At 46.6% G+C, this 25,015-nt stretch carries 21 protein-coding genes and 4 tRNA genes; 5 read left to right on the top strand and 20 right to left on the bottom strand.

The genetic code is table 11. The annotated features are described in order from the left end of the window. Positions 1–8: 8 nt before the first annotated feature. Both IEW88_RS02705 and serB read right to left on the bottom strand, forming a co-directional pair. The gene (locus IEW88_RS02705) at positions 9–917 is read right to left on the bottom strand and encodes an alpha/beta hydrolase family protein (protein WP_147902843.1); all 909 of its coding nucleotides are present in this window, start codon (positions 915–917) and stop codon (positions 9–11) included. After that, positions 917–1,966 carry a phosphoserine phosphatase SerB gene (serB, locus tag IEW88_RS02700; protein WP_147902844.1) on the bottom strand — a complete coding sequence of 350 codons (1,050 nt, stop codon included), beginning with the start codon at positions 1,964–1,966 and terminating at the stop codon, positions 917–919. Before serB ends, IEW88_RS02705 begins: the two co-directional genes overlap by 1 nt. An 83-nt stretch (positions 1,967–2,049) precedes the next feature. Between serB and IEW88_RS02695 the strand changes: the two genes are divergently transcribed. Further along, positions 2,050–2,664 carry a hypothetical protein gene (locus IEW88_RS02695; protein WP_147902845.1) on the top strand — a complete coding sequence of 205 codons (615 nt, stop codon included), beginning with the start codon at positions 2,050–2,052 and terminating at the stop codon, positions 2,662–2,664. Here IEW88_RS02695 and IEW88_RS02690 read toward each other — a convergent pair. The 7 genes from IEW88_RS02690 to IEW88_RS02660 all read right to left on the bottom strand — a co-directional run bounded on the left by IEW88_RS02690 (position 2,661) and on the right by IEW88_RS02660 (position 8,595). Further along, on the bottom strand, positions 2,661–3,467 hold the full coding sequence (locus tag IEW88_RS02690) for a TatD family hydrolase (protein ID WP_147902846.1): 807 nt from the start codon (positions 3,465–3,467) through the stop codon (positions 2,661–2,663). The two genes, IEW88_RS02695 and IEW88_RS02690, sit on opposite strands and share 4 nt — an antisense overlap. Further along, on the bottom strand, positions 3,458–4,096 hold the full coding sequence (pdxH, locus tag IEW88_RS02685) for a pyridoxamine 5'-phosphate oxidase (protein WP_147902847.1): 639 nt from the start codon (positions 4,094–4,096) through the stop codon (positions 3,458–3,460). Before pdxH ends, IEW88_RS02690 begins: the two co-directional genes overlap by 10 nt. Before the next feature lie 53 nt (positions 4,097–4,149). Continuing rightward, positions 4,150–5,889, bottom strand: coding sequence for an arginine--tRNA ligase (gene argS / locus IEW88_RS02680; protein WP_147902848.1), 1,740 nt, complete (start codon positions 5,887–5,889; stop codon positions 4,150–4,152). A gap of 21 nt (positions 5,890–5,910) precedes the next feature. Beyond that, complete coding sequence (gene prfC / locus IEW88_RS02675; protein ID WP_147902849.1) at positions 5,911–7,497, bottom strand: peptide chain release factor 3; 1,587 nt, start codon at positions 7,495–7,497, stop codon at positions 5,911–5,913. 163 nt (positions 7,498–7,660) lie between these two features. Further along, positions 7,661–8,107, bottom strand: a complete 447-nt coding sequence (gene rimI, locus IEW88_RS02670; protein WP_147902850.1) for a ribosomal protein S18-alanine N-acetyltransferase — start codon at positions 8,105–8,107, stop codon at positions 7,661–7,663. Between the two features lie 3 nt (positions 8,108–8,110). Continuing rightward, positions 8,111–8,425, bottom strand: coding sequence for a hypothetical protein (locus tag IEW88_RS02665; protein WP_147902851.1), 315 nt, complete (start codon positions 8,423–8,425; stop codon positions 8,111–8,113). A 93-nt stretch (positions 8,426–8,518) separates the two neighbouring features. Then, positions 8,519–8,595 (bottom strand) — tRNA-Trp (locus tag IEW88_RS02660). 228 nt (positions 8,596–8,823) lie between these two features. Between IEW88_RS02660 and IEW88_RS02655 the strand changes: the two genes are divergently transcribed. Further along, the gene (locus tag IEW88_RS02655; protein WP_147902852.1) at positions 8,824–9,240 is read left to right on the top strand and encodes a CBS domain-containing protein; all 417 of its coding nucleotides are present in this window, start codon (positions 8,824–8,826) and stop codon (positions 9,238–9,240) included. A 649-nt stretch (positions 9,241–9,889) separates the two neighbouring features. Here the strand turns inward: IEW88_RS02655 and IEW88_RS02650 are convergent. The 8 genes from IEW88_RS02650 to IEW88_RS02615 all read right to left on the bottom strand — a co-directional run bounded on the left by IEW88_RS02650 (position 9,890) and on the right by IEW88_RS02615 (position 15,779). After that, positions 9,890–9,966 (bottom strand) — tRNA-Arg (locus IEW88_RS02650). A gap of 39 nt (positions 9,967–10,005) precedes the next feature. Next, positions 10,006–10,082: transfer RNA gene (locus IEW88_RS02645), tRNA-Arg, on the bottom strand. Positions 10,083–10,099: 17 nt separating this feature from the next. Then, positions 10,100–10,189: transfer RNA gene (locus tag IEW88_RS02640), tRNA-Ser, on the bottom strand. Between the two features lie 158 nt (positions 10,190–10,347). Then, positions 10,348–10,551, bottom strand: a complete 204-nt coding sequence (gene csrA / locus IEW88_RS02635; RefSeq protein ID WP_008897327.1) for a carbon storage regulator CsrA — start codon at positions 10,549–10,551, stop codon at positions 10,348–10,350. A gap of 114 nt (positions 10,552–10,665) precedes the next feature. After that, positions 10,666–11,862: an aspartate kinase gene (locus tag IEW88_RS02630; protein ID WP_221411340.1), complete on the bottom strand. Its 1,197-nt coding sequence runs from the start codon at positions 11,860–11,862 to the stop codon at positions 10,666–10,668. 18 nt (positions 11,863–11,880) lie between these two features. After that, positions 11,881–14,499 (bottom strand): alanine--tRNA ligase, encoded by a 2,619-nt coding sequence (gene alaS, locus IEW88_RS02625; protein WP_343897271.1) that lies wholly within the window; start codon positions 14,497–14,499, stop codon positions 11,881–11,883. 9 nt (positions 14,500–14,508) lie between these two features. After that, complete coding sequence (locus IEW88_RS02620) at positions 14,509–14,994, bottom strand: regulatory protein RecX (protein ID WP_147902855.1); 486 nt, start codon at positions 14,992–14,994, stop codon at positions 14,509–14,511. Positions 14,995–14,996: 2 nt separating this feature from the next. Beyond that, entirely contained in the window at positions 14,997–15,779 is a 783-nt protein-coding gene (locus IEW88_RS02615) for a hypothetical protein (RefSeq protein WP_147902856.1), read from the bottom strand. 195 nt (positions 15,780–15,974) lie between these two features. Between IEW88_RS02615 and IEW88_RS02610 the strand changes: the two genes are divergently transcribed. Beyond that, on the top strand, positions 15,975–16,985 hold the full coding sequence (locus tag IEW88_RS02610; protein ID WP_147902857.1) for a DUF5924 family protein: 1,011 nt from the start codon (positions 15,975–15,977) through the stop codon (positions 16,983–16,985). 75 nt (positions 16,986–17,060) lie between these two features. On the opposite strand, the gene IEW88_RS02605 is transcribed toward IEW88_RS02610, so the two are convergent. Then, positions 17,061–19,223, bottom strand: a complete 2,163-nt coding sequence (locus IEW88_RS02605) for a S46 family peptidase (protein ID WP_147902858.1) — start codon at positions 19,221–19,223, stop codon at positions 17,061–17,063. A gap of 180 nt (positions 19,224–19,403) precedes the next feature. On the opposite strand from IEW88_RS02605, the gene IEW88_RS02600 reads away from it, so the two are divergent. Beyond that, positions 19,404–19,913, top strand: coding sequence for a TIGR00645 family protein (locus IEW88_RS02600; RefSeq protein ID WP_053425685.1), 510 nt, complete (start codon positions 19,404–19,406; stop codon positions 19,911–19,913). A 72-nt stretch (positions 19,914–19,985) separates the two neighbouring features. Here IEW88_RS02600 and IEW88_RS02595 read toward each other — a convergent pair whose 3' ends face one another. Next, positions 19,986–20,939, bottom strand: coding sequence for a porin (locus IEW88_RS02595; RefSeq protein ID WP_147902859.1), 954 nt, complete (start codon positions 20,937–20,939; stop codon positions 19,986–19,988). A 672-nt stretch (positions 20,940–21,611) separates the two neighbouring features. On the opposite strand from IEW88_RS02595, the gene IEW88_RS02590 reads away from it, so the two are divergent. Then, the gene (locus tag IEW88_RS02590; protein WP_147902860.1) at positions 21,612–23,240 is read left to right on the top strand and encodes a methyl-accepting chemotaxis protein; all 1,629 of its coding nucleotides are present in this window, start codon (positions 21,612–21,614) and stop codon (positions 23,238–23,240) included. A gap of 143 nt (positions 23,241–23,383) precedes the next feature. Here the strand turns inward: IEW88_RS02590 and IEW88_RS02585 are convergent, their stop codons facing one another. Next, positions 23,384–25,006, bottom strand: a complete 1,623-nt coding sequence (locus tag IEW88_RS02585) for an NADP-dependent glyceraldehyde-3-phosphate dehydrogenase (RefSeq protein WP_147902861.1) — start codon at positions 25,004–25,006, stop codon at positions 23,384–23,386. Positions 25,007–25,015: the final 9 nt, after the last annotated feature.

Below are 25,015 nucleotides of genomic sequence, written 5' to 3'. Positions count from 1 at the left end.
GCCTAGCCTCAGTACTGAGGCTCAATCTGCTTTAACCACAACATCACTTCGTTAAAGTGATCCTTACAGGCGCAAGGATGAGTCAGCATAGAAATATGATCATAATCCTGATGGTGGCCCTGAGCTTTCCCCAGCAAGGTATAACGTCCCTTGTTTAAGCCTGTTTCTGTCAGAAAAGCCTGTACATCCAGCGGATGACCTAACAACTGATCATTGATGGCAGCGAAATGCCAACTGACTGGCCAGCTGAGCTTGGCACAAGCAGCGGCATAATCAAAACCATCCGTCGGATCGGTAAAAGCATGACCACGGATCCAACCAATAGTATCCAATAAATACTGAGCTGGTTCGTTATCAGCACCAAAACGCCATTGTTTAGCGGGCAAATAACCATATAACCGGCAAAGCAGCGGTGATAGTCTGTTCCAGACCAAATCAATATGCAGACGTTTTTTAAAGCCACCGACACGAATCACCCTTTTACTGCCAAAAGTGATGATGGCTTTTACCTTAGGTAGCAGGTGTGGAAAACGAGCTAAACTTGCGGCCAGCACCACACCAGCCCAGGAATGCGCAATCACGACTACAGGCAGCTGATACTGCTGCTGTAGATGCTGAATAAGAGACGGAATATCCTGACAAATCAGTTGCTGCTGACTGTGATTAAAATCCCTGCTGGCTTTAGGCTGAGACAAGCCCCGACCGGCAAAGTCTGCGCAAGTCACATAAAAACCGTGGTCTGCTAAAAAACAGCCTAAACCGCGACCCTTTTCATTATAAAAAATCCGGCTGTTTTCAATGGCGCCATGCAGCATCAGCACCGGATAAGCGGAATCTGGCTGGACTGGCGTGAGCTGGCGCAAATGCAGCTGATAATCAGCAACTGTCAGCCATTCAGATTGTTGGTGATGTTGCATCAGCAATCCAATAAATAAAGTAATTGCAGCAGCGAACCTTGTCGTATCGCCGCTTTGGCCTGCGCCTGTACTTTAGGTTTGGCATGAAAAGCCACCCCAAGGGCTGCGACAGCCAGCATAGGTAAGTCGTTAGCGCCATCACCGATAGCTACAGTCTGACTGGACGGAATATGGTATTGGCTGGCGATTCGTTGCACCACGTCCGCTTTGGTCTGAGCATCCACCACAGCCCCCAATACCTGCCCTGTCAGCTTGCCATTGATAATTTCCAGTTGATTAGCAAAAGTAGCTGTCAGTTGTAAACGCTGTTTTAGAGCTTCGGTAAAATAAGTAAAACCACCGGATGCGATCACCACTTGCCATTGATGTTGCTGTAAAAATGCGACTAAAGATTCTAAACCTGGCATCAGTGGCACAGCGTCTAACACTTGTTTCAGAATTGTCTCTGGTGCATCTTTGAGCGTGGCGACACGTTGTCGCAGGCTTTGGGCAAAATCCAGCTCACCGTTCATAGCCCGGGCTGTGACAGCTGCCACTTGCTCACCAACACCGGCTAGTTTGGCAATTTCATCAATGCACTCAATCTGAATGGCAGTCGAATCCATATCCATCACCAGTACACCAGGTTGCTGTAACAACACCGGAGCTGGCAGATAGACCAATTCAGCAGTCCAGGGCTCACTCAACTGGCGTAAAGCCAGAATTTGCTCTGCACTTAGGGCTTGCGGTAAGTCGATACGCACGGCCAAAGCTAAATCGGCATGAGGTCGATACAGACTCAAGGGATAAGCCGCATCAGCGGGCAATAACTTAAGCACAGCAAATAGCTGCGATAGCGTAAAACTCCCTGAAAAAATCCGCAGGCTGGCGGCGCTTTGCCTTGTAACTAATCCAGCCCAGAATTCTGGCGCTGAAACAAAGTCAGCAGCTTCACGTTCGCTTTGATAATAGCCGGAAGCGTGCAAAAGCACTGTGTCTTGTGCAGTCAGCCACTGAACTAAACTGTTGTCGGCAAAAGAGTTTGGGTCAATCTTATAATAAAAGCTCAAAAGGCCACCTGTACTTCATTCTGTTGCCGTGGCATTCTACCGACATTTTTAAGCCATTGTCAGTGTAAAAATCAGGCAAATTAATGCAATTAAGCGGTTATCAGCACAATAAAAACTCAAAATACTTCAGACTGGCTCAGCTGTTGCTGGCTTTGCTCGGGATTTGGGTGCTCTCACAATGGTGGTGGAACAGTAACCAACAGGGCGAACTGTTGTTCCAGCAACAAAGCGCTGAACTGATGCGGTCTACTCTTGTGGCTTTATCTCATACTGCCGCTTATCTGATAGATAACGACCAGTTGGAAAGCTTAAATCAGCTCACCACCCATATTGCCGCCACCCCTTATTTGCAGGATGTCGTAGTCTACGATGCCAACGGCGTGAAGTTATCTGCCTCAGACGGCACAGCCGCAGCTCAGTTGTTATACGCCCCTCAACACGAACAAGCTTTGCTTGCCATGGTGCAGGAGATTACTCAGGACAACAGAGTGATTGGTTATATCAAAATCAGTATGAAGCTCGATGCCAGCTTGTTGCCAGTGACTCAGGCCTGGCAGCAGTTGATGCAGCAGGTATTCTGGATGTTGTTACTCGCTGGCGTGGTCGCTTTTATGCTACGCGGCACCTGGAGCAAAATTGTGCATCAATGGCAAAAATGGCGCAAAGGCAAACAAGCGGACGCTGCCAATTTGCTTTAGGCTATTTTATTTAACAGCTGTGCTGTTGTGTTCCAAAGCGCTTTTGCTATCTGCAGCGGATCTTCGCCTCTTAACTCCGCCAACTCTGTTAGTACCAAAGGTAACTGAGCTGGTGTATTGATCTGGCCCTGAAAACCATTTAGCGGCATAGAAGGAGAATCAGTTTCCAGCACTAAAGCCTCCAACGGAAATTGTTTCACTGCCTTGCGGGTTTTCTCAGCACGCTCATAAGTAATAGTTCCGCCAATCCCCAGCTTAAAGCCCATATCAATAAAGGCTTTGCCTTGTTGGAAACTACCGGAAAACGCATGCAAAATACCGCCCTGGCTAAACTGCTGATGTTTAATGACCTGCACTAACTCATTATGTGATTTGCGATGGTGCAAAATCACTGGCTTTTTTAGTTTGCCTGCCAGCTGTAATTGAGCCTCAAAACACTGCCGTTGCAAAGCGAAACTATGTTCATCCAAAGCGAAATCCAGCCCTATTTCACCTATAGCACTGACTTCGGGTAAAGCGGCTAAAGCTTCAAGCTGCGATAAAGCCTCACGTTCAGATTCGCTTGCCCACCAGGGATGCACACCCAAGGCAATGTAAAAACCATAACGCTGCTTTAATGCCAGCAAAGGCAACCAGGCGGAGGATTGCACTGCAGGCACTAAAAAGTCATCCACCCCCACAGCTTTAGCGCTCGCCAGATGCAACTCCAGATCAGGCAATAACTCTGGTAAATCCAGATGACAGTGGCTATCAAATAATACAGGCCGCTTATCGGCGGCCTGTGAAGGAAGACTTAGGGGCATAAACGCTCTATGGCCCAGCTTTGATCGGCTTGCTGTTTGTACATAAAGCGGTCATGCAGCCTGTGCTCGCCGCCTTGCCAGAATTCAATCTGATGGGGTTTGACTAAAAAGCCGCCCCAGAATGATGGTACCGGCACTTCACCATGTTCAAATTTATGTTTAATTTCAGCAAACTTTTGCATCAACACCTGACGGGTCGAAACTGGACGGCTTTGCTCTGAAGCCCAGGCCGCCAGCTGACTCTCTTTTGGTCGGGATAAGAAATAACTCATCACCTGACTGGTCGGAACCCGCTCTGCCGTGCCATAAACGATGACCTGACGCTCCAGTGGATGCCATGGAAAATGCAGACACACCTTAGGGTTGTGCTCCAGTTCAGAGGCCTTACGGCTACCTAAGTTGGTATAAAACACAAAACCTTTACTGCTGACATCTTTAAGCAAAACCAGACGTTGTGATGGCTGACCTGACGCATCCACTGTCGCTACACACATAGCAGTAGGGTCTGGTAATTCTGCAGTTACAGCGTCTTTTAACCAGGCTTCAAACTGCACAAATGGATCGGCATTGAGCTTATCCAGGTCCAGTTTATCCATAGTATAACTGCGGCGAATATCAGCAATTTTCATCAGTTTGTCCTTGAACAGCGAAGATCTATAGGAGATTCCTGGCCTGAAGCGGATTACATCCGCTCCATCACTTCAATGCCTAACAAATCCAGGCCTTGTTTTAAAGTACTGGCCACCAGAATACTCAGCATTAAACGGCTGTTTTTTATATCTGGTTCAATGCCTTCTTTTAAAATAGGGCAAGCTTCGTAGAAACTCATAAACTGGCTGGATAACTCGTATAAATAGTTACACAACAGGTTAGGCACAGCATCTTTCATCACGGCCTGTAAAGTTTCTTCTAAGCGTAACAGTTTGACTGCTAACTGCTTTTCCTGCTCTTCCAGCAGTTGCAGCGGAGCTACAAAGCTCTCGTCGATACCGGCTTTGCGCAAAATGCCGCTGACCCTGGTATAGGCATATTGCAGGTAAGGAGCTGTAGCACCTTCAAAACTTAACATCGCATCCCAGCTAAAGACGTAATCACTGGTGCGGTTTTTCGATAAGTCAGCAAACTTCACTGCACCTATACCAACTTTGCGTGCCACTTCCGCCATTTCTTCAGCGCTTAAATCAGAGGACTTTTGCTCAACCACGGCCTTTGCACGCACTACGGCTTCTTCTAACAATTCAGCCAGTTTGACAGTGCCACCGGTACGGGTTTTAAACGGCTTACCGTCTTCACCCATCATGGTACCAAAAGGACAGTGATCATAAGCCACATGGTCTTTTAACAAACCAGCTTTTCGGGCCACTAATTCCACTTGTTTAAAGTGCAGCGCCTGACGGGCATCGGTAAAAATCACAATTCGATCGGCCGCTAAATCAAAGCTACGGTATTGGCAAGCCGCTAAATCTGTAGTGGCGTACAGGAAGCCCCCACCAGTTTTTTGCACGATAAAAGGCGAGGGATTACCCTCTTTATCAGCCAGTTCCTGTAAAAACACTACTAAAGCGCCCTCACTTTCAACCGCTAACCCCTGCTGCTTCAAGCTATCCACTATAGGCTGCAGCATAGCGTTATACGCGCTTTCTGGCTTGATATGCTCGTGGCCTAACGTGACTTTTAAGGTTTTGTAGACTTCATCGCTGTGCTTAATCGAAGTATCGATAAACAACTGCCACAACTTCTGGCAATGCGCATCGCCACTTTGTAGTTTCACTACATAGTCACGCGACTTATCAGCAAAACCTGCTTCATCGTCAAAACGTTTTTTCGCTTCGCGGTAAAAGTCTTCAAGGTCGGCTAAGGCCACTTGCTCTAAATCGATACCGGCCGCCAGCTTGTCTTCCAGATGCGCAATCAGCATACCAAACTGCGTACCCCAATCGCCCATATGGTTCTGACGTATGACTTTGTCGCCCCAGAACTCCAGACAACGCACTACTGCATCGCCAATAATGGTGGAGCGCAAATGTCCAACGTGCATCTCTTTGGCCAGGTTAGGCGCTGAGTAATCCACTACGATAGTTTGTGGTGCCGGGTTTGCACTTAAGGTTAAGCGTGGGTTTTGTGAAGCACCGGCTAACTGTGCCGCTATCCAGTCTTTGCGTAGCGTGACGTTAATAAAACCTGGGCCTGCAATTTCTACTTTCTCAGCCAGTTCAGCTAAATCCAGCTGTTGCACCAGCTGCTCCGCTAAAGCACGCGGATTTGTTTTGAGTAACTTGGCCGCAGCCATAGCGCCGTTAATTTGGTAATCGCCAAATTCAACTTTAGTGCTGATGGTCACCGCTGTGTTGGTGTCAGCAGGCAACCCCAATGCCACCATAGCAGCCTGGGTTTTGCTCGATAGTAATTCTTTGATATTCATAAAAAACCTTTAGCGCCTGAATTAATGTTCACGGGTTTTATGGAATTTGATCTTCGGATAACGTTCTATCGACAAATTCAGGTTCACCATAGTAGGAGCCAGATAAGTCAGGTTATCGCCACCGTCCAAAGCCAGGTTCATACTGGCTTTGTTTTTAAACTCGCTCAGGGCTTTCTGATCATCACTGTATACCCAACGCGCAGTCGTCACGTTGACACTTTCGTAAATCGCATCGACGTTGTACTCAGATTTTAAACGATGCACTACCACATCAAACTGCAGCACACCGACAGCACCTACGATCAAATCATTGTTATCCAGCGGACGGAACACCTGCACCGCGCCTTCTTCCGACAACTGCACTAAACCTTTAAGTAACTGCTTTTGTTTTAAAGGATCACGCAAACGAATACGACGGAATAACTCAGGCGCAAAGTTTGGAATACCTGTGAAGTTAAACTTCTCACCAGAGGTAAAAGTATCACCAATCTGAATAGTGCCGTGATTATGTAAACCTATGATATCGCCAGGGTAGGCTTCCTCAACATGCTCACGATCGCCCGCTAAAAAGGTTAATGCCTGTGGCACCAGCATATCTTTGCCAATACGCACATGGTGCATTTTCATGCCCTTTTCATATTTACCTGAACAGATACGTAAAAAGGCCACACGGTCACGATGTTTCGGGTCCATATTGGCCTGAATTTTAAACACGAATCCGGTAAAAGCAGGTTCAGACGGCTCAATAACACGAGTGGTAGTCGCACGGTGTTGTGGTGCAGGTGCCCATTCAGTTAAACCGTCCAGCATATGATCGACACCAAAGTTACCTAAGGCGGTACCAAAAAATACCGGCGTGAGTTCGCCCTTGCGGAACAACTCTAAATCAAATTCGTGACTGGCTCCTTTGACCAACTCCATCTCTTCGCGCAATTGGCCAGCGTAATAACCAATACGTTGATCCAGTTCAGGATTGTTGATGCCTTTAATCACATCCAGCTCCTGGATGGTATGGCCCATACCTGATTTGTATAAAATAATTTCGTCGCGGTAAATGTGATAAACACCTTTGAACTCTTTACCCGAGGCAATAGGCCAGGTGATAGGAGCACAGGCGATTTTTAATACGCTTTCTACTTCATCTAATAAATCAACAGGATCACGAATATCGCGGTCCATTTTGTTCATAAAAGTGATGATTGGCGTATCACGTAAACGGGTGACCTCCATCAGTTTAATGGTCCGGTCTTCAACACCTTTAGCGCCGTCAATCACCATTAAACATGAATCCACCGCCGTTAAAGTTCGGTAAGTATCTTCAGAGAAGTCTTCGTGACCAGGCGTATCAAGCAGGTTGACTAAGCAATCGGCATAAGGGAACTGCATCACAGAAGTGGTGACCGAGATGCCCCGCTCTTTCTCCATTTCCATCCAGTCGGAGGTGGCGTATTGGCCAGACTTTTTACCTTTGACCGTCCCTGCTTTTTGGATCAACTGTCCAAACAACAACACTTTTTCAGTGATGGTGGTTTTACCGGCATCGGGGTGAGAAATGATCGCAAAAGTGCGACGTTTATTAACTTCTTCTAAAAACAGTTCGGTCGTCATGCCATCCAACTTGATCAATAAACAAAGGCCACAACTTAGCCAGAAAGCAGAGTGGGCTTAGCTATAAATGGAAATTTCGCGCGATTATAACAGCAACCAAAGCACAGGCACAGAATTTAGCCGTTTTGCTCAGGAAATTATCTGTCTGGGAAAATGATTTTCGCTATCCCAGAGGCAAAGCCATTAAAATTGCGTCTTCACGGCCTGTAGCAGTTGGGTAATAACTGGGGCGTAAACCGGTTTGAATAAAACCACATTTTTCATACAGCTTAATGGCATTAGCATTGGATTGGCGCACTTCCAGCCAGCAGTCCAGTGCTCCTAAATCCTGCGCCTGCGCAATAAAGTGCTGCAAAAGTTGTTGACCATAGCCCAGGCCCTGAAACTTTGGCGATACGCCTATATTAAATAAACTGGCTTCTACTGCGACTTTTTCACCTATGTAAAAACCTATGATGGTGTCATCATCATTCAGCAGCACCGCATTAAAATAGCGCTCACTAAAGCAAGTGTTGAAGGTGCCTTCCGACCAGGGATGGCTATTGGCGCTTTGTTCTATCTGCAGCATCGCAGGGATATCGGCAGGGGTGGCACTACGGAGTAACGGCATGCATCAGCTCTCTTGCTGGAGGCACAACCAGAGCAGCTTTTTCTGCGGCACTGACTGTAATAATTCAATCGAAGGTGTTACTAAGAGTCCGTTTTGCAACATAGGTTCAGTACTGCTTGGGTTTAACCGCCACTGCAGACCAGGTTGATATTCATTCATCGCCGCCAAGACGTCTTTAGAGAGGGGCAGCTCAGGGTCAGGTTCTGAGTAGGATTCAATAGGCACTGGGGCTGCGGTCTCTATCACATCAGCTACAGCGACCATATCAGCTTCTGGTTCAGCCAACACCATTATTTCTGCTTCAGGCGTTTTAGCCATAGCAGAGAACTCTTGATGTAATTCAAGTGGTTGTATCTGGAGTAAATGCAGCAACTGCTGCTTGGATGATGAAGAATTCATATCAGAATGAAGTGGCAGGGGCAGAGGGATTCGAACCCCCAACCATCGGTTTTGGAGACCGCTGTTCTACCAATTGGAACTATGCCCCTAGCGTTGGAGGCGCCATTATACAAAAGAGGCATCAAAGGTAAAGCAAAAATCTGTCTGCACTGATTTAACTGCACATAAAACATACGTTTCATTCCTTTAAGGCCCCTTCTCTGCTTGCGACAAAGTTTTTTAATCAGAAATTACGATACTGGCAAGCTTATTAATTCGTTTTCATCGACGCATTTATCAGGCTTATTCTGCCGTTATAGCTTCAAAGGAGGAAAACCATGAGCACAGTACGAGATATATACCAGCGTGAATTTCCGCGTCTGCAACAAGACGATACGATAGTTCAGGCCGTGCAGCAACTGCGAGAATTTAATCTGACGGGTTCGCCAGTATTTAACAAAGACAATGAACTGGTTGGTTATTTGTCTGAACAGGATTGTTTGACTGCTATGTTACACGCCAGCTACTTTTGTAGCTTGCACAACACCATAGCGCAAGTAATGAGTAAAAAGGTAGTGACTGTGCTTGCATCCGACAGCCTGGTAGATAGCGCCGTGATTTTTACCAGTCTGCATTTGCATCAGCTGCCTGTGCTGGAGAATGGCTCGGTGGTTGGGGTGCTCAACAGAGGTCAGGTGGTTCGCGCTTTGGAGGCTACGCTTGGGGATTGTTATGGCGGGGAACGGGCGGCTTAGATTTGGGTTGGAACTCTGCTGGAACTCGAAAGAGCAAAAGAGAAACTGCAGAAGCTAAGACTTCGCGGCAGGAGGATTGCGTTTGCCGTCCTGGCAAACGTCCCTGCGGGCCAGCCTTCGGCTGTCGCCATTTGCTCCCGGCAAATGGCTCGAACCGTGAAATAGGGCTCTCAAGACGCCAACAGTTTGGCGTCTTGCCGATTGAACACGACGAGCTCTGCGAGGAGATAGGAGGATCTCATCCGCCTGTGTCCACCATCGCAGATCTATTTAGCTGAATTTTAAAAACACAAAAACGCCTGGAGCGTGTTTGGACCGCCGCATGGCGGGTCCCGAAGGGATTTTTCGCAGGGATGCGAAAAACAAAAAAACCTGCACTTAGCAGGTTTAGTTGTGGTGGACGCAGGAGGATTGCAAATGGCGTCCTGCCACTTGCCCTGCGGGCCGAGCTTCGCTCGTCCACAAAACGACAGGACGTCGTTTTGCACAGCTTCGCTGCCGAAGGCGAGTACCACGGATGGTACGAGTGAAAATCGCTCCCGGCGATTTTGTCGAACCTTGCGGAGGTTCTCACCTACTGCCTCCACATCGCCGATCTATTTAAGTGAATTTCAGGCACAAAAAAACCTGCACTTAGCAGGTTTAGTTGTGGTGGACGCAGGAGGATTCGAACCTCCGACCGCTCGGTTCGTAGCCGAGTACTCTATCCAGCTGAGCTATGCATCCATCTGGTACTATCTTTTTCACATCGTCGTTGTAGTTAAGTGGTGGACGCAGGAGGATTCGAACCTCCGACCGCTCGGTTCGTAGCCGAGTACTCTATCCAGCTGAGCTATGCATCCAATCTTAACAGTACAACTGGCGGAGAAGGAGGGATTCGAACCCTCGATAGAGTTTCCCCTATACACCCTTAGCAGGGGTGCGCCTTCAGCCACTCGGCCACTTCTCCGCACTACGTTGCGGCGTGTATATTAATGTCTCAGGAAAATAAGTCAAACAATTTTTGGAGCTGGAAAGCGCGTTTGCTGACCTTTTAAACAATTCGACTAAATATTCGCTACAAAGCGTTAAAAATATACAATTTCTAAAAATGGTAAAGCTTAAAACTTATTGATCGTCATCGCCGCTAAAGCCACCAGGAGTGCCTTTTTCAGCCTGAATGCGCATATAAATCTCTTCTCTGTGCACTGACACTTCTTTTGGTGCATTCACACCGATACGAACCTGATTTCCTTTGACGCCTAAAACTGTGACCGTGACTTCATCACCAATCATCAGGGTCTCACCAACACGACGCGTTAAAATAAGCATTCTTTGCTCCTTTTGTATGATCCCAGCTTCCAATGGTTGCGCCTGTTTGATCGTACTGCGCAGACCTGTCAGCTTCATAATAACTCAGCTGACAAATTTATGAAAACCTTGAAATTAATTAACTGAACCCAATAAGACAGTGTGTAAAGCGACAGCGACTTTATTCAATTCAGTCTCTGGCACGACGATAGATAATTTAATTTCGGCACAACTGACAGCCACAACTTGTACGGCTAATAACTGTAATTGTTCAAATACTGTCGCTGTAATAACAGGATTTGATTTTAGCCCTATCCCTACTATAGATAATTTGCCCAAAGACTTCCTGCTTTGCAGCGTAAAATTTTGCTTCTTTTTCAGTTCATTACAGATATCTTCTACAGTATTCAGGTCATTTTGGTTCAAACTAAACTGCATTTGTACTAAACCTGACTGCGCATACTGCACCTTTAACATATCGGTCTCAATAGCTAAACGGGCGAACTCCTTCAGTAATGCGATATGTAGCTCACTACTGACCTCATTCAGCTCCAGCCAGACTTCGCCGGTCTGGCAAGCCAGTCCTGTAACCGCTGGTAGACTCATGGTCTGGTCCTCATAACACACTAAAGTTCCCTGGTCGGGTTTGAAGCTGGATAACACCCGCACCGGCACCTGATGCATAGCTGCGTATTCAACAGAGCGGGAATGCAATACTTTGGCGCCTAAACTGGCCAGTTCCAGCATACTGGACGCGTCGACATAAGGCAGCCGGAACGCATCAGCACAAATACGCGGGTCCATGCTGTAAATACCGTCGACATCGGTAAATATCTGACACTCGTCGGCTTTTAATGCCGCAGCCAAAGCCACTGCTGTGGTATCAGAACCGCCACGGCCTAAAGTGGTGATATTGCCTTCAATATCGCGGCCCTGAAAACCAGCAGCGATGACAATATGGCCCTGCTCCAACTCCTGCCACAAACGTTCTGTACCTACGGATAAAATACGGGCACGGCTGAATTTATTGTCAGTCAGAATACCAATCTGGTCAGCCAATAAAGACACTGCCGGATGACCGCGTTTAATCAGCGCCATCGCCAGCAGAGCTATACTGACCTGTTCACCGCTGGCGGCGAGCATATCCAGTTCGCGGGTCGAGGGACGACTATCAATCTGGTGCGCCAGCCCAAGCAGCCTGTTGGTTTCACCCGCCATCGCGGACACCACCACTACTACTTTGTGACCAGCATGCACAGTCTGAATCACCTGCTCTGCTACAGCCTCGATACGCTCGGGGGTACCGACTGAGGTACCCCCGAATTTTTGCACATATAAAGCCACTGAGTATTACAGCTTAGCCGCAATATAGTCGGCAGCAGCTTTGAGCACAGCAGGTAAAGCGGCTACATCAGTCCCACCAGCCTGAGCTAAGTCCGGCTTACCACCGCCTTTACCACCTACTTGTTCTGCAGCCCAACTAATCAGCTGACCAGCTTGTACTTTGGCGGTTAAATCAGAGGTCACGCCAGCAATTAAACTGACTTTGCCTTCAGCAGCTGTAGCTAATAACAAAATACCTGAACCTAGTTTGTTTTTCAGCTCATCGACCATAGTACGGAAGGCTTTTGGATCAGCACCTTTAAGCTCTGCAATCAGCACTTTAACGCCGTTAATCATCTGCACCTGCTCCAGCAAAGAAGCACCGGCAGCGCTGGCGAGTTTGGCTTTTAATTGCTCCAGCTCTTTCTCTAAAGCTTTGCGGCTGTCCATGGCTTGCTGCACTTTTTCAGCAATAGAAAACACATCGCCTTTGAGCATTGAAGCTACTGTTTGAGCCTGTTGTTCCAGCTTATGCACAAAAGCTAAAGCACCTTCGCCAGTCACAGCTTCAATACGACGAATACCTGCAGCTATACCGCTTTCGACCACAATTTTGAACAGGCCGATATCACCAGTGCGGGACACATGAGTCCCACCACAAAGTTCAATCGAGAAGTCGCCCATACTCAGTACACGCACTTCGTCATCGTATTTTTCACCAAACAGCGCCATAGCGCCTGCAGCTTTGGCGTCATCGACATTCATCAGACGGGTCAACACTTCGTGGTTTTGCTGAATTTGTTCATTCACCATCTGCTCAATGCGACGGATTTCATCGGCTTTTACTGTTTCAAAATGCGAGAAGTCAAAACGTAAACGTTCTGAACCTACCAAAGAGCCTTTTTGCGTCACGTGCTCACCCAAGACAGTGCGCAGCGCTGCGTGCAACAAGTGGGTGGCCGAGTGATTTTTCCGAATAGCTTCACGACGGGCATTATCAATGGCCGCATCGACTAAATCACCGATAGCCAAAGCGCCCTTTAAGCTGCCTTTATGGGCAAAAGCTTTACCTACTTTGATGGTATCAACCACACTAAAGACAGCACCATTGGCCAGCGTTAATACACCAGCATCACCGGATTGACCACCAGACTCGGCATAAAATGGCGTTTGATCCAGGATCACCAAGGCCTGCTGTCCATCGCTTAGTGCATTGACTGCATTGCCTTCCAGCAGAATTTCAACCACTTTGGCTTTGCCCTGAATTTGGGTATAACCAGTAAAATCAGTGCACTGGGCAGAAGTTAAGGCCTGATTGTAATCAGCACCAAAATTAGAGGCTTGCTGAGCTCGTTTACGCTGTGCTTCCATCGCCGCTTCAAAACCGGCCTGATCCACAGTTAAACCGCGCTCACGCGCCACATCGCTGGTTAAATCCAGTGGGAAGCCGTAAGTGTCATACAACTTAAAGGCGACTTCGCCCGGGATCACAGTGCTGCCATTCAGTCCTGCTAAAGCCTCTTCGAGAATACCCAGACCACGCTCTAAAGTTTTACCAAACTGCTCTTCTTCCAGCGCCAGCACTTTTTCAATGACAGCCTGTTTTTCAATCAGTTCTGGGTAAGCCTCACCCATTTGTTCGGCTAAAGCGCCCACCAATTTGCTGAAAAACACGCCTTTAGCGCCCAGCTTATTACCGTGACGGATAGCACGGCGAATAATACGGCGCAGCACATAACCACGGCCTTCGTTGGATGGCATCACACCGTCAGCCACTAAAAAAGAACAGCTGCGGATATGGTCGGCGACCACACGTAATGACTTGTCGTTTAAATCAGTCGCGCCTGTGATAGCTGCAGTGGCTTTAATCAGCGCCGCAAAGGTGTCGATTTCGTAGTTGCTGTGCACGTTTTGCAAAATAGCTGCAATACGCTCTAAGCCCATGCCTGTATCGACGCTTGGTTTTGGCAGAGGTTCCATCCGGCCATCGGCGTGACGGTTAAACTGCATAAAGACGTTGTTCCAGATCTCAATAAAACGGTCACCATCTTCTTCAGCTGAACCCGGTGGGCCACCCCAGATGTGATCGCCGTGATCGTAGAAAATTTCAGTACAAGGACCACAAGGACCTGTGTCGCCCATAGCCCAGAAGTTATCCGAAGCATAAGGTGCGCCTTTGTTATCACCAATACGAATAGCGCGTTCTACTGGCACACCAATATGTTTGGTCCAGATATCAAAAGCTTCATCGTCTGTTGCGTAGACAGTGATCCAGAGTTTTTCTTTTGGCAGCTTGACCACTTCAGTCAAAAATTCCCAGGCGTATTGAATAGCGTCCTGTTTGAAATAATCACCAAAGCTGAAGTTACCTAACATTTCAAAGAAGGTATGGTGACGGGCTGTGTAACCTACGTTTTCTAAATCGTTGTGCTTACCGCCGGCGCGTAAACAACGTTGTGCTGTGACAGCGCGGTTATAGCTACGTTTGTCCTGGCCTAAAAACACGTCTTTAAACTGCACCATACCAGCGTTGGTGAAGAGTAAGGTTGGATCATTACCTGGGATCAGTGAACTGCTGCTAACGATTTGGTGGCCTTTACTGGCAAAAAAGTCCAGGAAAGCGCGGCGAAGTTGTGCCGAAGTCATATACATATCTTACTCTTCTTTAAGCTCTGCAAATACAAGTTGGATAGTGTCACTGCCAAAGCCTCGGCTTTGTAAATAACGCATCCGTTTAAGTTTGTCCTGATAATCCGTTATGGGTTTATCCGCATATTTTTTACGGTACGCCGTTGAGGCGACCTCAAACCAGTCGATGTCTAATTCGTCCAGCAGTTGCTGTTGTAGTTCTTTGTTAATGCCCTGCTGTGCACAAAACTGGCTAATGTAAAACCATCCGTAGCCTTTATGCAACTTTGCATTGACCTGCATCCGGGCATAACGTAACTCGTTTTGATAATCCCGTTGCTGCGCCCAATCCAGTAGTTGACTAATTTGCTCTGTCGAAGCTCCTTTTTGCTTGAGCTTTTGTTTCAGCTCCAGCGCGCTGTATTCCCGGCGCGATAATAAACCCAACAACCATTGCCGCAGCTCCTGCTCTGTCAGGAGCTTTGGCTGTTGCGAGGGCTGCGGCGCTGTCATGCTTATACTTCCAGCACAGCAGGTGCTGAATCATCCAGCTGCAGCGCAAAAAAAGCGCTAAAAGACAAAAAGAACGCAATTTGTAACAGCGGAATAATCACAATAAAAGCAAAGCCCAAAGTGGCTATGCCCAGCATGCCTAATACGACTGACAAAATACCAAACAAAGTTAAGGCACCGACATTACGCCAACAGGCGGTGAGGCTAGCCATTAAAATAGCCTGTAAACGTTGTTCGTTAAGGAAATAGGCAATGGCCACAGCGTAGGCAAACAACATAAAGACCAGACTTAAGACCACAGCGAGCAAAAACATAGTCACAGGGTCAACTACCCCAGCCTGAGTTTGCTCCATCAACTGGGCGGCCAATAGCATCAGCGGAATATTCGCCAGCAAATTAGCGCCAGCTAACCTGATAAAAGTACGGCGATAACGTTCTTCTTTAAACACACTAAAAATCAGCTGAAAATTGACAGCTTGTTGCTGTTGTAACAGCACTATAGTTTTGTAAAAACCAGCTGTTAGAAATGGATTTGCCAGTACCAGAATCACTCCAAGCACAGGATGCAACTGCGCCACTAAACTTAGCACAGTGGTAAAAGCCACCATAGCAATCAGCGTTGCAGGTGCTTGACGAAACAACTCCCAGGCTTTAGTCAGCCAAGTCAGAGCCGCCTGCATAGGCACACGACGTATGATAAGTTTTACCTGAACTTTCTGATCCACGAACTTTAACCCTTCTGTCACTTCAGCAGTCGAAGCTCTGATAGCCACGAAACGAGGCATATCTTACTGCAAAAGCAGGGTTACTAAGAATAGCTGACGCAGAAAAAGACGGTTTTCGCTACGGATTATGTAAATTAACTGCGGGCTTCATCATTTTGAAACCAAAACAGCTTTCACAGGTCATTACAGCGTATAGTGCGGCGACAGAATTCAAACCGCCGCAGACGGACAGGGACGGATACTGATGAGGATTGAATGCAGAACATTCAAAGTGCTTTTTTTTGGCTGATTGAGTTAACAAAAAAATATTCCGGCCTGGTGGCTTTATTTGGGTTTTGCACTGGTTTATTCAGTTTATGGCAAGTTGAACGTCGTGAAGAATTTGCCCAGTTTTTTGCCATTCTAATGGTTATTGGCTGGTTGTGGTTGATGGGTGAATACTGGCTGCGCAAAGGTTTATTGCGTAAGTTTGGTATCTCGTTATCAAAAGACGTCACCCACCTGATCACTCAGTTACTGCATCAGGAAAGCTTGTTTTTTGCCTTGCCATTTTTTCTGGCAGCCACTGACTGGGACCAGCCCCAAGCCGTGTTTACTCTGGTATTGGTTTGTTGTGCTTTGGTGGCAGTGATTGATCCGGCTTACAACAGGCTGCTGACAAGACGACGGGCTTTATTTTTGCTGTATCACTGTTTTTCTTTATTCGCCGTTTTGATGGTGGTGTTGCCGCTGCTGTTTTTTATGACCACCACCCAAAGTTTGGGTTTGGCACTTATTATTTCAGCTTTACTGAGTATTCCCAGTATCCGCCCTTTATTAGCACAACCAGGCCGCTGGCGCTTACCTGTATTATCTCTGTTGTTAGTAGTCATGACCAGTAGCATCTGGTTTAGCCGCAGCCTGATCCCCGCGCCGGTGTTAAACCTAACCGACATTCAGCTAAGTCAGCAGATGGATTACGAACAACGTTTACCAGGTGCAGCTATTACAGAGTTATCGCTGGCTGAACTGCAACAAGGCCTCTACGCCTACACCTCAGTGCGGGCCCCCCGAGGCTTAAAAGAGCAGATTTATCATGAGTGGACTCATAATGGCCAAGCTGTCGAGCGTATTGCACTAAATATTTCAGGCGGACGGGAGGAAGGCTACAGAGCCTGGACTCGCAAACAGCAATTTCCACAAGATGCAGTGGGCAAATGGAAAATTCGGGTCGTTACGGATTCAGGGCAGTTATTGGGGGCTATCAGGTTTAGGGTGACACCTTAAAAAAGAGCGACCATAAAGCCTAAACAGTATGAGATTTGAATGTGAGACGGGCGGGGATAAACCCCGCCCCTACAATTATTCCTTCACAATTTCCATTTCTTTAATCAGGTTGGTCGCCCCATCTACCTTCTCCATTTGCCACAGCATATAACGGCTGTCGACATGGATAGAGCGGTTGGTGGCAGGGTCATAGTCCCAATTGCCAATGATGCCTTCAATCACGCCATCAAATAACAAACCCACTAATTCAGCTTTACCGTTCAGCGTAGGTGAACCTGAGTTCCCACCAGTGGTATCCACTGTGCTTAAGAAGTTGACCGGCAGATTGTTATAGACCGCATCTTTGTAGATGCCAAAATCGCCTTGTTTTAACGCTTCAATCTGAGCCTGCGGTGCGTCAAATGGCTCTATACCCGTTTGCTTCTGCAAAATACCAGCAGCTGTGGTAAATGGCTGATAAGACACCGCATCTTTTGGCTGGTAACCTTTGATAGAACCATAAGTGACACGCAAGGTGCTGTTGGCATCGGCATACACTGCTTTGCCATTGGCTTTGTTAAACGCAATGATGGCTTCCATCACTTGCGGACGCACCACGGCTAGCTTACCTTTGTGTTCTTTTTCTGCATTTTCTAAGGCGATATCGGTCTCGTACATAGCAACAGCGTATTGGATCAGAGGATCGGCACTCTCTTTAAAGTCGTCTACTGATTTGCCCATCCAGGCTAAACGCTCGACTTCATCCGACAACTTAGTCGCCTGATACAGACCTTCCAGTTTGGTGCGAAGCGCTGCGACATCCAGCTCAGTAGAACCTATACCAAAATAACCATCCAAAGCTTTTAAACGCTGACCCGCCGGTAATTTGGCGTAATGTTGCAGAAAATGCAGCATCAACTCTTGTTCTACTTTGGCATCAAAACTGCGCGACAAACGCTTCATGCTGGCAGAAAAACGCTCCAAATCACGTTCCTGGTAGCCTATTTCACGCTCTGCGTCTGGTTTTTGCTGCTCATGAGCTAAACGATATAAACGTTTGGCAGTGTTAAATAATTGGCCATAACTCAGATAACCTAAAATGAGATCACGCTGCTGATAGTGCTGTTCCTCTTGCAACAACTGCTGCAGATTACGCACCGCAGCTGCATACTTCGCCTGACGGGCCGGGCTGGATTTAATCCATAGATTCAGTGCTTTATCAAACTGATCTTTACGTTGCTGAGTATCACCTTTCTGGTAACTGCCGATCATCCCTTCAAAGTTTTTCGCATAATTAGCCAGTGACGCCAGAATACTTTCATATTTTATCCGAGCTTCTGAGCCTTCAGCTGAGTATTGTTTAATCACCTCTATCGCTTCTTCACGATAGGCTTTGGATAAAGGCAACACCTGGGTGAACTGGTTTTCAACTTCAGCTGCAGTGTTGTATCTGTTGGTACGGCCCGGATAACCGATAACCATTACAAAGTCATTTTCTTTCAGTGGCTTAGCAGATACCTTTAAATAGGAAGGTGGAGTAAAAGGCACATTTTCTGCGCTGAAATCAGCAGGCTGACCATCTTTGCCGACATAGGCACGATAAAATGAGTAGTCACCTGTGTGACGCGGCCACATCCAGTTGTCGATATCACCACCAAATTTACCTATACCTGAAGCTGGCGCATGCACTAAACGTACATCACGAATTTCCATTTGTTTGATCAGGTAATACTCTAAACCACCGTGAAAACTATACACCTCACAGCGGTAACCCGGAGTTTCGCAAGCAGCAACTTGCTCTTTACGCAGCTCGTCAATTTTATCAAAACGTTCTTTGCCCTTGAGCGAAGGCGATAATTCCTGGTTGATTTGCGCTGTGATATTAGTCACTTGCTGAGTCACAAAAATTTTAGACCCTGGAGCTGCCGGTAATTCTTCGTCTAACTCTTTCGCTAAAAAACCTTTAGCCAGCAAATTATTAGCCGCTGTGCTGTTGTGCTGAATACTGCCATAAGCACAATGATGGTTCGTCACTACTAACCCCTGATTAGAGACAAAAGAGGCAGTGCAACCACCTAAACTAATCACAGCGTTCATTGGAAAGGCTGTAAGCTGAGCAATACTTTTGGTATCAATTTCCAGACCTTTTTCTTTGAGGAGTTGTTCTAGTTCAGGTAATTGATGAGGCTGCCACATGCCTTCGTCGGCATGAGCAAAAGTAGCGATGGACAACGCCAGTGTAAGCAGTGTTTTTTTCATTCAGAAATTCCTTGGCATAAAGGCCCAGACAAACTAACAGCATCAGAGCACTGTGCTGATACTGTTGCGGGTAACGGGGCTCATTGTGCGATATTTTACAGCAAAGTAAAACGGCCAGAGACTTGAATTTCCGTACTATTTCCCCCATAAAGTGAAGTCGTTAAAAATACAGGAGCTGCAATGGAACAACTAATCGAAAAGGTGATGTACGCCACCCGCTGGTTAATGGCGCCTATTTATCTTGGTCTGAGTCTGGCTTTACTGGCTCTTGGCGTGAAGTTTTTTCAGGAAGTATTCTCCATCATTCCTGTTATTTTCAGTATGAAGGAAGTCGATCTGATTTTAGTCGTACTGTCTTTAATTGATATTTCGCTGGTTGGTGGCTTGCTGGTGATGGTGATGTTTTCTGGTTATGAGAACTTCGTGTCCCGCATGGATATTGATGGTGACAGTGAAAAGCTCGGATGGTTAGGTAAACTCGACTCCAATTCGTTAAAGAACAAAGTTGCTGCATCCATAGTGGCTATATCCTCTATTCATTTGCTTAAAGTTTTTATGGATACCCAGAATATCCCCAATGACAAAATTATGTGGTATCTGCTTATCCATATGACCTTTGTTGTCTCAGCTTTTGCTATGGGCTATCTGGATAAAATTACCAAAGACGCTGGCAAAAAAGACAACTTCTGAGCAGAGCATTGCATTCTTTTAAACAGAAAAACCCCGGCTTACCGGGGTTTTCGTTTCAAGCACTACACCAGATTAAAAATTATATTTAAAACCCAAAGCTGCAGATTCGTCCTGCTCTGTATCAAAATCCAGAGCAGAGAACATGGTATAAATCACCATCTCACTGTTCAGGGCGTAGTCTGCACCTACACTCCACAAAGTACCGGTTTCCGGATGACGAATTTTACTGTCATCCCGCTGCCATTGCAGTTTGTAAGTCAGAGCTTCAAGCTTATATGCAAGCTGTGCCATCACTGCATCGCCTTCAACGTTGCGTCTTATATGTTCACTGTGCTGCAACATCAAACCCGCCGATAACTGACCTCCAGACAATTCCATCAGCTTAAAGTGAGCCAGAATACGTTCAGCATCGATATTATTTAGCTCACGCGCCTGACTGTATGCAAAATAGTAAGGGTAAGCTTTAAAACCTGAGTCACCATAACTTAAGGTCCAATCATAGCCACCAGCGACCTCATCGCTGGCGCCAGTCTGGTACGTAGCTTGCAACTGAAAACCTTCAATCACGGGGCTCTGATAGCCAATAATATTTTCTAGCCTGTCCTGCCCCGCACTTAACTGTGCTATGTCATTGAGGGTCTCGTTGAATAAATCTATTTTACCTTCAGACTTTTTGAAGCGGGTGTCATTTTTACCAAAAACCAGTTCGCCCCAATTTCCGGCAAAACCTATGTAGGTGTTACGACTGCCTAATCTGTCGTCTTTGTTTGCCTCATCTAAACCATTAACCTGCCACTCATAAACCACGATCAGGTCAAGATTATCCACCAGCTCCTGGCGAGCTTTAAACCCCAGCCTGGTAAATGGCGCTTCAATTTGCCAACCTTGGTCGGCATAACGGTATAAGCCTTTATCTACATACAAGCCTTGCAGATCAAGCTTGCCGTAGACATCCCACTCAAAGGCCTGAGCCCCGGCACTCAGCAGCATCAGCGAGCCAACGGTAGCACAATATTTGTTGTTCAAATTCGTCCCCTTATTTACTATTTTCACTGTTGGCAATCAGATTATTTTCGCCAAAAGTCACACAAAAATGTCAATCTCAATAGGTTTATCTACTGACTATCACTGTAAAACCAAATTATTTAATAATTCGATGAAAGTCGGACTTAATGCACTCCCGATAAAACTATTGCTCAACACCAGACAAAGAAATAAACAATAATAAAGCGACCATCATGACCGATAAATTAAACGGGTAACTCAAATAAATTATCAGATGTCACAACATAATCTCTATTGATGAGCACATAATCCAGCACCAAGGACATTGCTCACTTTGCATACAAAAAATTATCTTAAGTACCTATCCCCTTTGGTGCAAAACTGAGACGCTCAAGCTCCCCAGCAAAATAAACACAATAATTTAAAGATTAATCTATTAAATACTTCAGTATTTCGTACTAAACGACGCTTTATAGGGTTTTAGCGGATAAAACGGCATCTGTCAAAATCCAGATAGAAACAAAGAGTACGGATGTTGGATCTCTATGTTGGCTATTATGTTCTATAGTATCAGGCGTAGTGATAGCTCTGATTTTATGCAAAAACAATAGGTAATTTAACTCGTTACTAAGTGTGCTTTCTCCATAAAGAGTACTCAGCCGCCAGACTAAAGATCCTAGACAAGGAGTAACCATGTTCAAAGATATGTATTTGAAAAATATAATTTTATCCATTCTGCTGATGTTCAGTGCCGGTATGGCTATATTGAGCTTTTACTCCTGGAATAGCGCCAAAGCCAGTGAAGAAGGTATGGCTGATCTGTACCAATTATCCGTCTTACAAGTAAACCCTATCTCAGATGTTTATGGCATGCTGTTACGCAGCAGACTAGCCTTAGCTGGCGGTTTTATCGAAAAAGAAGGCGGCCAAAACGATAAGGCTCAGATCAGTGCTCAACGTGGTGAGATGTTTCTGAAAGAAGCCGTCGAAAAATTTAATGCTTTTGCTGAGGTAGGCCTCAAAGGCGACCATAAAGAGTTAGTGCAGGACATGCAGAAAGTTTTTTCTTTGTACTTTGCAGCTATCGACAAAACAGCAAAAGAGCTGCAAACAGGGACCAGCGAAAGTTATGTCATCGCCAACCTCGAAGCTCGTGATACCAATGCGAAAGCTCAGGAAATGGTGGCGAAGTTTGTTGAAGAAGCCAGCATCAAAAACAGTAATTTTATGAAAGAAGCTTCTGATCGATATACAGCGACAGCTATTCTTTGCGCTATCTTTCTGGTTATTGCTCTGGCCGCTTTAGTAATGAGCTGGTATTTGATCAAAAAAATGCTGATCCAGCCTCTGGAGCTGGCTGGCGAGCACTTTCAGCGCATGGCGCAAGGCGATTTAAGCAGCCATATCCGAGTTGAAAGTAAAAATGAAATTGGAGCGCTGTTTTCTGGCTTGCAACATTTACAACAAAGTCAAAAAGATACCATCAGCCAAATTAATAACACCGCCACTCAGTTAGCATCAGCGGCCGAGGAATTAAGTATTGTCACCTCACAAAGTACTGAAGGCCTTGATCTGCAAAATGCTGAATTACAACAAGCCGCTACTGCGGTGAACGAGATGACAGTTGCAGTAGAGGATGTGGCACAAAATGCTTTATCGACCTCTGATGCATCAAAAGAATCCAATGAACTGGCCAGCCGTAGTCTTGAGGAAATGAGGCTCACCATAGCCCAAACCCGCAAAATGGCGACTGAGATGAAAACCTCCGCTGAACTGGTGCAGGAACTGGCGACTCAAGCCAACAATATAGGTCAGGTGCTGGACGTGATCAGAGCCGTGGCAGAGCAAACTAATTTACTGGCGTTAAACGCGGCTATAGAAGCAGCACGTGCTGGCGATGCAGGCCGTGGTTTTGCGGTAGTTGCAGATGAAGTCAGGGCTTTGGCGCACAGAACTCAGAACTCAACCAAAGAAATTGAGCAACTCATCACTCATATCCGTCAGGGTACAGTCAAAGCGGTACAATCGATAGAAGCAAGTACAGGGCTTGCCGATAATACGGTCGATATGGCCAACAAAGCCGGGCAGGCTTTTGAACAAATCTGTACATCGGTCAGCCATATCAATGAACGTAACTTACTTATTGCTACAGCGTCAGAAGAACAAGCTCATGTGGCCCGTGATGTCGACAGAAGTTTGGTCGCTATTAAAGATTTAGCAGTTCAAACCTCTGCCGGAGCGAATCAGACCAACGCCGCAAGCCAGGAGTTGGCGGGTATGGCCTCTCGTTTAATGGATATGGTGAAACGTTTTAAAGTCTAATCAACCATTGCCCCCAGCCTTTCCGGGGCTGGGGGACTTCGTTTTTGTACAGCTTTTTATCTGTCTAAGCCTGAGATACAGACAAATCTCACCGGGCATTGTGTTCAGCAAGGCCAAATGCCGAAGTCATGTTTTCCCTCTGCTTAAAATAAAAAATCTGTGGCTAAAAACTGGGATGAACCTTGTTTAATCATTTCTTTCATCAGCGCAATTTGTTCAGGGTTGTATTTACAGGCCACCAGAGTGGGGATAGAAAACTGCAGCAAAGCATCCTCCACCGACAAGGTGCCTTCCGCTGAGTTTTTCCGGCCGGTAAAAGGGAAACTATCCGGACTACGCTGACATTGGCTGTTGATGTTAATACGCCCGACCTGATTGGCGAACATGTCCACCAACTCACCTATTTGCCGTGCGTCCTGACCAAAAATACTCAGTTGCTGACCAAAGTCGGAGTGAATCACATAATGAATGACTTCACTGATATCATCATAAGGCACTACCGGCACCAGAGGGCCAAACTGCTCTTCCTGATACAATCTCATCTGACTGTTCACCGGATACACCAAAGCAGGACGCATCAGCGAGCCTGAGCTTTGACCACCTTCAGGGTTGATTACCCTGGCCCCATGCTCCAGAGCGTCAGTTATTAAGCTCTTTAAAAAATCGACTTTGCCAGGCTCAGGTAAAGGAGTGATTTGCACTTTGTCACTCCAGGGTAAACCCAGTTGCAAAGCACTAATGGCCTCTGAAAGTTTTTGCACAAAAGCATCGGCAACTGAACGCTCAACAAATAAGATCTTTAACGCCGTACAGCGTTGACCGTTAAAAGATAACGCACCGGCCACAGCCTCTTTAACTGTTAATTCTAAGTCGGCATCTCTTAGCACTATGGCTGGGTTCTTCGCGTCAAGACCAAGCACAGCTCGCAAACGGTGTGGCCGTGGATGCAGTTTTTTTAAGTCACTGGCGCCTTTGTTGGTGCCGATAAAAGCAAATAAATCCACGCTGCCGCTTTCCATTAAAGCACCGACAGTTTCACGGCCACGACCGTAAATCACGTTGATCACACCTGGTGGAAAAGAATCTGCAAACGCCTTAAGCAAAGGCTGGATTAATAACACACCGTACTTAGCAGGTTTAAAAATAACAGTGTTACCCATGATCAAAGCCGGGATCAAAGTGGTAAAGGTTTCATTTAGCGGGTAGTTAAAAGGCCCCATACAAAGTGCGACGCCCACTGCAACCCGACGTATTTTGCCTAAAGTGCCCTGCTCTATCACAAAGTGGCTGGCGCTGCGGTCCTGTTGCTTTAAAGCTTGTACCGTATCGCGGATATAGTCGCAGGTGCGGTCAAACTCTTTGGCGGCATCCGGTAAAGGTTTGCCAATTTCCCACATCAATAAACGGATCACCGCTTCACGTTGCAGCAGCATAGCAGCAAGGAATTTCTCTACAGCCGCCACTCGCTCCATCACCGCCATAGAGGGCCAGACACCACGGCCCAAATCATAAGCTTTTAAGGCTGCATGCAACGCAGCTTTGGCGGCAGTTTCGTCCATTAAAGGTGTAGCACCTAATAAAGTAGGCGTCAGTTCACCTGCACTATTTCTAAGCGCTACCGGACTATACACAGGAGCTAAATCGCCCTGCCACTGACAGAGCTCACCATTGAGTAAATAGTCACGCTGTTCTATCGGAGCTGTGAGTCGCCACTGGGTCGGAATATCAGCCTGGGTTGGAAAATACAAAGACAGATCAGCAGACATCACTCATTT

The organism is Rheinheimera tangshanensis (assembly GCF_014645135.1).
GTDB classification, from domain to species: domain Bacteria; phylum Pseudomonadota; class Gammaproteobacteria; order Enterobacterales; family Alteromonadaceae; genus Pararheinheimera; species Pararheinheimera tangshanensis.
The sequence above is the reverse complement of the archived record's forward strand: the minus strand, read 5'-3'. Positions and strand labels throughout refer to the sequence as shown.

Excerpts from the sequence above, each read along its gene's own strand:
- IEW88_RS02705 (WP_147902843.1), bottom strand. The coding sequence starts at position 917 with ATGCAACATCACCAACAATCTGAATGGCTGACAGTTGCTGATTATCAG.
- IEW88_RS02695 (WP_147902845.1), top strand. The coding sequence starts at position 2,050 with ATGCAATTAAGCGGTTATCAGCACAATAAAAACTCAAAATACTTCAGA.
- IEW88_RS02690 (WP_147902846.1), bottom strand. The coding sequence starts at position 3,467 with ATGCCCCTAAGTCTTCCTTCACAGGCCGCCGATAAGCGGCCTGTATTA.
- pdxH (WP_147902847.1), bottom strand. The coding sequence starts at position 4,096 with ATGAAAATTGCTGATATTCGCCGCAGTTATACTATGGATAAACTGGAC.
- argS (WP_147902848.1), bottom strand. The coding sequence starts at position 5,889 with ATGAATATCAAAGAATTACTATCGAGCAAAACCCAGGCTGCTATGGTG.
- prfC (WP_147902849.1), bottom strand. The coding sequence starts at position 7,497 with ATGACGACCGAACTGTTTTTAGAAGAAGTTAATAAACGTCGCACTTTT.
- rimI (WP_147902850.1), bottom strand. The coding sequence starts at position 8,107 with ATGCCGTTACTCCGTAGTGCCACCCCTGCCGATATCCCTGCGATGCTG.
- IEW88_RS02665 (WP_147902851.1), bottom strand. The coding sequence starts at position 8,425 with ATGGCTAAAACGCCTGAAGCAGAAATAATGGTGTTGGCTGAACCAGAA.
- IEW88_RS02655 (WP_147902852.1), top strand. The coding sequence starts at position 8,824 with ATGAGCACAGTACGAGATATATACCAGCGTGAATTTCCGCGTCTGCAA.
- csrA (WP_008897327.1), bottom strand. The coding sequence starts at position 10,551 with ATGCTTATTTTAACGCGTCGTGTTGGTGAGACCCTGATGATTGGTGAT.
- alaS (WP_343897271.1), bottom strand. The coding sequence starts at position 14,499 with ATGACTTCGGCACAACTTCGCCGCGCTTTCCTGGACTTTTTTGCCAGT.
- IEW88_RS02620 (WP_147902855.1), bottom strand. The coding sequence starts at position 14,994 with ATGACAGCGCCGCAGCCCTCGCAACAGCCAAAGCTCCTGACAGAGCAG.
- IEW88_RS02615 (WP_147902856.1), bottom strand. The coding sequence starts at position 15,779 with ATGCCTCGTTTCGTGGCTATCAGAGCTTCGACTGCTGAAGTGACAGAA.
- IEW88_RS02610 (WP_147902857.1), top strand. The coding sequence starts at position 15,975 with ATGCAGAACATTCAAAGTGCTTTTTTTTGGCTGATTGAGTTAACAAAA.
- IEW88_RS02605 (WP_147902858.1), bottom strand. The coding sequence starts at position 19,223 with ATGAAAAAAACACTGCTTACACTGGCGTTGTCCATCGCTACTTTTGCT.
- IEW88_RS02600 (WP_053425685.1), top strand. The coding sequence starts at position 19,404 with ATGGAACAACTAATCGAAAAGGTGATGTACGCCACCCGCTGGTTAATG.
- IEW88_RS02590 (WP_147902860.1), top strand. The coding sequence starts at position 21,612 with ATGTTCAAAGATATGTATTTGAAAAATATAATTTTATCCATTCTGCTG.
- IEW88_RS02585 (WP_147902861.1), bottom strand. The coding sequence starts at position 25,006 with ATGTCTGCTGATCTGTCTTTGTATTTTCCAACCCAGGCTGATATTCCG.